This window comes from Rhodoferax sp., assembly GCF_018063565.1.
GTDB lineage: Bacteria > Pseudomonadota > Gammaproteobacteria > Burkholderiales > Burkholderiaceae_C > Rhodoferax.
In genome coordinates this window covers 1-7,153 of sequence record NZ_JAGPBB010000127.1, presented here as the reverse complement: position 1 = coordinate 7,153, position 7,153 = coordinate 1, and the positions used below count along the sequence as shown (strand labels likewise).

Annotated in this window: 6 protein-coding genes; 2 read left to right on the top strand and 4 right to left on the bottom strand. The window is 61.2% G+C overall.

Translation table 11 applies throughout. From position 1 onward, the window contains the following. The coding region (locus KBF66_RS18025) for an ATP-binding cassette domain-containing protein (protein ID WP_296660748.1) at positions 1-827 on the top strand (827 nt) is incomplete at its 5' end. 115 nt (positions 828-942) lie between these two features. Then, positions 943-3,348 carry a cache domain-containing protein gene (locus tag KBF66_RS18020; RefSeq protein ID WP_296660745.1) on the top strand — a complete coding sequence of 802 codons (2,406 nt, stop codon included), beginning with the start codon at positions 943-945 and terminating at the stop codon, positions 3,346-3,348. Here the strand turns inward: KBF66_RS18020 and KBF66_RS18015 are convergent. The 4 genes from KBF66_RS18015 to KBF66_RS18000 all read right to left on the bottom strand — a co-directional run. Further along, entirely contained in the window at positions 3,334-4,785 is a 1,452-nt protein-coding gene (locus KBF66_RS18015) for a sensor histidine kinase (RefSeq protein ID WP_296660742.1), read from the bottom strand. The genes KBF66_RS18020 and KBF66_RS18015 overlap by 15 nt on opposite strands. After that, positions 4,782-5,483 (bottom strand): response regulator transcription factor, encoded by a 702-nt coding sequence (locus KBF66_RS18010; RefSeq protein WP_296660740.1) that lies wholly within the window; start codon positions 5,481-5,483, stop codon positions 4,782-4,784. The genes KBF66_RS18015 and KBF66_RS18010 overlap by 4 nt, the downstream gene beginning before the upstream one ends. 30 nt (positions 5,484-5,513) lie before the next feature. After that, positions 5,514-6,803 (bottom strand): multifunctional CCA addition/repair protein, encoded by a 1,290-nt coding sequence (locus tag KBF66_RS18005; RefSeq protein ID WP_296660737.1) that lies wholly within the window; start codon positions 6,801-6,803, stop codon positions 5,514-5,516. A 1-nt stretch (position 6,804) separates the two neighbouring features. Next, on the bottom strand, positions 6,805-7,153 hold a 349-nt coding region (locus KBF66_RS18000; RefSeq protein WP_296660734.1), incomplete at its 5' end, for a glutathione S-transferase C-terminal domain-containing protein.

Below are 7,153 nucleotides of genomic sequence, written 5' to 3'. Positions count from 1 at the left end.
TCGCCATGGTGTTCCAGAGTTACGCGCTGTACCCGACCATGAGTGTGGCTGACAACATCGGTTTTGCGCTGGAAATGCGCAAGGTGCCATTGGATGTGCGCAAAAAACGCATCCAGCAAGTCGCCGAGATGTTGCAGATCCAGCATCTGCTGGACCGCCGCCCGGCGCAACTCTCGGGCGGGCAGCGTCAGCGCGTGGCCATGGGTCGGGCTTTGGCGCGTGACCCGCAGCTGTTTTTGTTTGACGAGCCACTCTCCAATCTGGATGCCAAGCTGCGCGTCGAGATGCGCGCTGAGATCAAGCGCCTGCACCAGGTCTCTGGAATTACCAGCGTGTACGTGACACACGACCAGATCGAGGCCATGACGCTGGGCACCCGCATCGCGGTGATGAAAGACGGCATCCTGCAGCAGATCGGCACACCCGACGACATCTATCGCCTCCCCGCCAATACCTATGTGGCCGGGTTCATTGGTTCACCTACCATGAATTTTATAGCTGGTAGCGCAAGTGGGATGGGCGCTAGCGGCCAATTTTCCTTTGAAGGTGGCAGTCTTGCATTGCCTTGCCCGGCGCAGGGCAAGGTCACGCTGGGCCAGCGCCCGGAACACATCCACCTGACCGACGACGCCACCTGGCGTGGTCAGGTGACACTGGTTGAGCCGACCGGTGCAGATACTTATGTGGTGGTTAAGACCGGTGTTGGTCTGATCACGGTACGGACACCACCGAGTACGCAGGTGCAGGTGGGCGACCAGGTTGGTCTGTCGGTGAGCAGCAACCACAACAACTGGTTTGACGCGCAAACCGGGTTGCGCCTGGGTTGAACAAAGGAGCGGGTCGAATCCAAAATCGTTGGATGAAGGTGATGCCTGGTTCTGGCATCTTCTTTGCTTGATGGGATCAAAGTCTTAAAAGACGCATCCAAACGAGGAGTTCTTCATGCAGGTTGCCTACCCTGCGCACCAGATCCGTGCAGATCTGGATCGCCAGCGCATGGAGTGGCGCTTCATTGAAACCACAGCCCGCATCGTGTGTCGGGGTGAAGCCAATCAGTTCCTGTCGACTTTGGTCGGCACACGGGTTGCATTCGAGGATCTGTGCAACGAATTGGCGCTGGGGCTGGAGAGGGCGCGTCTGGCCAATCAGCAGCGCGACCTGCTGGCCCGGGCGCAGGCAGCGATCGACATTCTGGTCCGCAATCTGTTCGAACGAACTGCCGACGTTGGGTTTATCGCCACCGATGCCTCAATCGTTGCTTACCTGGGAGACCCGGCATCACAGGATGTGGCTGCATTGCAACGGCGGTTGAGCCTGTACCGCAGTTTTTATTCGGTCTATACCGATATTGCGCTGATCAACACGCAAGGCAAGCTGATTTGGCGACTGACCGATGGCGTCGTCAATTCCACGAGCTGGCCCAGCGTGCCAATGTGGTTTGACGCCTGTTTGGGTGCGGATGGCTATGTTGAGGTCTACGAGGCGCATGCCTGGTGGGGTGCTGATCCGGCATTGATTTACGGCCATCGGGTGCTCGATGATGATGGTCGTGTTCTCGGTGTTGTGGCTTTGCACTTTGCATTGACAGAGGAACTATCCGCTCTGCGTGCGGAAGTGCTGGGTGACCAGCCCGAAGCGACACTTGCCTTTGTCAACAGCCGTGGACAGGTGTTGCAAAGCAGCAATGGCTCGCGCCTGCCGGGTGGCTCGATTCCGCGCACCAATGGTGATCCGCCATGGTCGGTGCGCGTGGGAAAAGATGATTACCCGATGGCGCAAACCATCTCTCCTGGTTACCAGGGTTACTCGGGGCCGGGCTGGCGTGCCTGGGTGCTCGCAGCATCCGCTCAGGGCAATGGTGAGTCGGCAACGGACCTGCCGAGCCTGCAGCAGGCTCAACTGGAGTTGCAGTCTATCCTGGCGCGGGCGCAAGAGACGGCGGCAGACCTGCGACTGGTGTTGTTCAACGGCAAGGTAACCGAGACCGGTGTTCAGGACGTGGCTGCGCTGCGGGTGGTGTTGGACCAGATCGGGCTGGCCGGCACCCGTACGTTGGAACTGTTTGACCGAGCCATTGGCTCATTGACGGAGCTGCTGGAGAATGGACTACAAGCGCAGGTGCTGGCGCAGGCGCGCCTGGCCGTCAGCATTCTGGACCGCAACCTCTACGAGCGCGCCAATGACTGCCGCTGGTGGGCGCTGAACGCGGTCTTCTGTCAAACCCTGCAGGCTGTGGCCGCTGGCCACAAAGAAGCCGCTGACCTGTCGGCTCAAGCCCAGCCGGTGCTGTCACATCTGAACGATCTCTACACCGTCTACCGTCAAGTGGCCCTGTTCGATGTCAAAGGGCAGGTGTTGGCTGTTTCCCGTCCGGGCGTTGAACCGCACCCGCACCATATAGGCGCAGATATCCTGAGTGGTATGGGCGCATTGCAGGCCCCTAAAGACTATCTTGCGGTGCGTCCTGTCAGTCCGCAAGAAAACGCCGACGTCTGGACGTATGTGGCCGCGGTGCGTGCACCCGACGGGCGGGTTGTTGGCGGTGTCGCCCTGTACTTTGAGACCCGCCGCGAGTTGACCGGCATGTTGGAGGCAGTGTGTGTTGGTGCCGGATGGACCGGTGCTGCCTATCGTATTGGCGCCACGCAATGGATTGTCGAAACCTCAGAGGCAACGGCCAGCCAGCCCCAAGGTGGTGGTCATTGGCCCTTGCCGGATGGCGCAACGACTCTACTCGGCCAACAGGGGACAACGCCAGTCCTCGGGGGTGTTGCGCGCTCTCAAGGCTATCGGGAGTTCCTGCGCAGTGACGGCCATTCCGAGTGGGTGTCGGTTCTGTTGCTGCATGCCGACAAGCGTTTCGAGGGGGCGGCCAATCGCCATCACCTGGCGCGTTACGAAGGCAGCGGTGCAACGAGGAGCTTCGGCGTGGTGCGTGCCGGTAGCGTTTACCTTGGCTTTGATGTGGCCGTGATCCGCTCTGCATTGCGCCTGCGCCGCTGGCTGGCAACGCCGGTCAGTCCACCCGCCTTGGGCGCGGTTGAGGCATCGGACGGCTCGACCTGGCCACTGCTGGATGCGCGCCTGATTCACGGACAGCTGGCCAGTCCGATCAGTGGTGTCTCTGTCGGTCTGGTGCTGCGCGGCGCGAGGGCCGACTTTGTCTGGCTGTTTGACGAGTTGGTTGGGGTGGTGGTCGCGCCGCAATCATCAATCGCCACTGTCTGGGGGCGCCAGGCACCCTGGATCACTGCCGTACTCAAAGAAGAAGGCGACGACGCGGTTCGGGTTCAGCTGGTTGATCTGAGCAAAATCCCAGCCGAACTGCAGGCGCTACAACCCGGGTAGCCCATGCGAACTGCGCGGCAGAGTCAAACGGACACATAGACCCGCAGGTTCTACGGCGATGGCCTGTGTCTGACCACCATGTCGCTGTGCGATCTCGGCGACGATCGCCAGGCCAAGCCCACAACCACCCACCTGTTCAGAGCCGCGCCAAAAGCGCTCGAAGGCGTGCTCCAGTTGGGATGCCGGAATGCCCTGGCCGGTATCGGTGACTTCCAGTACCACGGTGCTGCTGTTGTCGGTCAGACGCACCGTGACTTCGCAGTCCGGACCGGCGTAGCGCAAGGCGTTGTCGATCATGTTGGTCAATGCTTCACGCAGCAACACGGGTTCACCAGCCAACTGGCAGTGTTCCGGGCCTTCATACCCCAGATCAATGCGGCACTGGATCGCCCTGGGTGTGTGTTCACGTGCCACGCCCCTGGCCAGTTCAGCCAGATCAAGCATTTGCAGCCGAACTTCGACCTCATGCCGTGCCAGCGACAACAACTGGTGCACCAAGTGCGCGCTGCGCTGCGCCCCAGACAACACCTTGTTGAGCCGCTCGTGCAAGGCTTTAGGGTCAGTTTCGGTCAATGCCAGTTCGGTCTGGCTGATCAGTCCCGCCAAGGGGGTGCGCAATTGGTGTGCGGCATCGTTCAAAAAACGCTTTTCCTGTCCCAGGCTGCGCCGCACGGTGGCCAGCAGCTGATTGAGCGCGCCGGCCAATGCATGCACCTCCTGCGGCGCCTGGGTCAGCTCGATCGGTGACAGTGCCGATACCGCCGGGTCCTGGCGCACACCCAGCTGCGCCTGAAGGCGAGTGAGCGGCTGCAGCCCGCGTGAAATACCCCCGTAGACCAGCACACTCAGCACCCCGGCCAGCAGCAGCAGCGGAAACAGCATGTCGGCGATCAGCTCGGTGGTCAGCCGCTGCTGCACTGCCAGACTCTTGGCCACCTGTACCCGCATGCGTTGTGGTGACAGGTCATCACCGTAGTCCAGCTCCAGCAGGGCCACACGCATGGCCTTGCCATCAATCTGAGCGTTGTAAAGCAGGGTTTCACTGGCCAACGCCACTGCGGTGTTGTCCGGGCCGGGCAGCTTGCTGTTGCCGAGCAAAAACTGTCCGGGCGGTGAAGACACCATGTAGCTGACGCGGTCCTTGGGGTCCTGTTCGATGATGTCCTGCGCGGCCCGCGGAAAGTCGATCAGCAGCCCCGAACCGATGGGTTTGACCTGCCTTGCCAGAGAGCGTACCGATTGGGTCAGCGACTGGTCGATGGCTTTTTCCGCATAACTCAGCGCAATCCGGTAGGCCAGCAGCCCGCCGACCAGAAACAGCACCAGCTGTGGCAACAACAGCCAGATCAACAGCTGCCGTTTGAGCGACAGACCTTGCCGTGCCCCGGATGCAGCGGTAACCGGTGGTGCGCCCACACGGCTGCCCGGGGTGTTCATGCGGTGGTGGACTCCAGCATGTAGCCCAAGCCGCGCACATTGCGGATGTTGAGGCCGGAGTCCACCAGCTTGCGCCGCAGCCGGTGGATGTACACCTCCAGCGCATTGGAGGTGACACCCGCGCCATCACCGGGTTCTGACTGCCAGGTTTCCAGCACATCCTCCCGGCTGACCACACGCCCGGCGTGGGTGACCAGCAGCGACAGCAAGGCCCACTCGCGTTGCGTGAGCTCAAGCGCCTCGTCGCCCAACCAGGCTTGTGGCAGGGTGGCATCCACGCGCAGTCGGCGTGTTGCCGGGCTGGCGACCTCCAGGGTGCCACCAAAGGCCGGCAAACGTGCACGGCGCAGCAATGCCAGCAGGCGTGCCTGCAATTCTGCAATATTGAAGGGTTTGGTCAGGTAGTCATCGGCACCGGCGTTCAAACCCTGAACCCGGTCTTCAACGCCGTCGCGGGCGGTCAGTATCAGCACCGGCAGCGCCGGCAGGCGTTTGCGCAACCAGAGCAAAACGTCCATGCCACTGATGCCGGGTAAACCCAGATCGAGCACGACGCCGTCGAAACGTTCAGCTTCCAGCAACACCTGAGCAGCCTCTCCACTGGCCGCCGCAGTGACCGAGTGCCCCATTTGGCTCAATTGGGCACTCAAGCCATCGCGCAGCAATTCGTCGTCTTCAATGATGAGCAAACTAGACATGGTAGTGAAGCATACCGCAGCGCCAGCGCCTTAGCTCAGTCGCTGCTGCACTGCCGCAATTCGTGCCAGGTGAATCATTTCACCAATATTTCTTCCTTTGGCGCCCGTTGAGATTGCACTTTCTGCTATCGACCTGGTATCAATTTCCTGCATCACTGTCAACAGACCAAGCAGGCGCTCGCGCTGCGGGTATGCCTGTTCGGACAGTCCGAGTCGCCCGCGTGCGTCACATTCGCAGGCCAGTAGCAGTTGTTCAAATCGCTGTGGTTTGCGCAGTCCGTCACACCGTTCGACCAGCCGTACCAGCGCGGCAGCGCTGAAATCGCTGCTGCGGTGGATGTTGCTGTGCTCGCGTGCCACCACATCCGCCAGTTCGCGGCAGTCGGTCGGGACACGCAGGCGGTCACAGACCGTTCTGAGCAGTTGGACGCTGCGTGCCTCGTGACCAATGTGGCGCGGCAGCACCTCAGCGGGGGTTGTGCCTTTGCCCAGATCATGAAACAGGCAGGCCACCCGGACCGCAAGTGGTGCCTTCAGGCGGGCACACATGTCCAACACCAGCATCAGGTGAACGCCAGTGTCAATTTCCGGGTGGTAGTCAGCACGCTGTGGCACGCCCCAAAGCCGGTCCACTTCGGGCAGCAGACGCGCCAGTGCGCCGCAGTCACGCAGCACAGCAAACATGCGCGAGGGGGTGTTTTCCAGCAGCCCACGCGCCAGCTCCTGCCAGACTCGCTCAGGTACCAGGTGGTCAAGCTCGCCGCTATCGACCATCAGGCGCAGCAACTGACGTGTTTCGGCTGCCACCTCAAAGTCGTTAAAACGGGCGGCAAAACGCGCCAGACGTAACAACCGCACCGGGTCCTCGCGAAATGCCGGGCTCACGTGACGCAATGTCCGGCGGTGCAGATCAGCGACGCCGCCGTACGGATCTTGCAAATCGCCACTATCGCGCCAGTCGTTCGGGTTATTCGAGATTACTGCATCAAATTGGCCTTCAGCGCTTACCCAGTGTGCCTTGACAGCTATTGAATTTATAGTCAAGTCGCGCCGTGCAAGGTCCTCTTCAAGCATGACCTCAGGCGCCGCATGGACCTCAAAACCGTGGTAACCCGGTGCGGTCTTGCGCTCGGTGCGCGCCAATGCATATTCTTCACGGGTTTGGGGGTGCAAAAAAACCGGGAAATCACGGCCCACGGGTTGAAAGCCCTGATCCATGAGCATCTCGGGCGTTGCGCCGACGACCAGCCAGTCACGGTCTTGCATGGGCAAACCCAGCAGTGCGTCGCGCACTGCACCACCAACCAAGTAAACCTGCATCTCAGCGGCGCAGTCGGTACGGCTCTTCAAAGTCCAAAAAGTCCTGCTCGGCCAAAGCGCCCTCAATCCAGGCCCTGACGCCGGGCAGGGCGCAAACCCGTTCCACATAGGCGCGGATGTCTTCCGGCATCGGCAGGGCATAGGTTTGCAGGCGCGTGCAGACCGGGGCGTAATACGCGTCGGCGATGCTGAATTCACCAAACAGCAGCGGCCCGCCGCTGGTCTGCAATTGACTTTGCCACATGGTGACCAGCCTGGCCACGTCCGCTCGCAGGCCCGCGTTGTCGCGCCACAGAAGGGCTCCCACCTCCGGCAGGCGGGCTTCAATGTTCATTGGGCAGGCGTTTCTC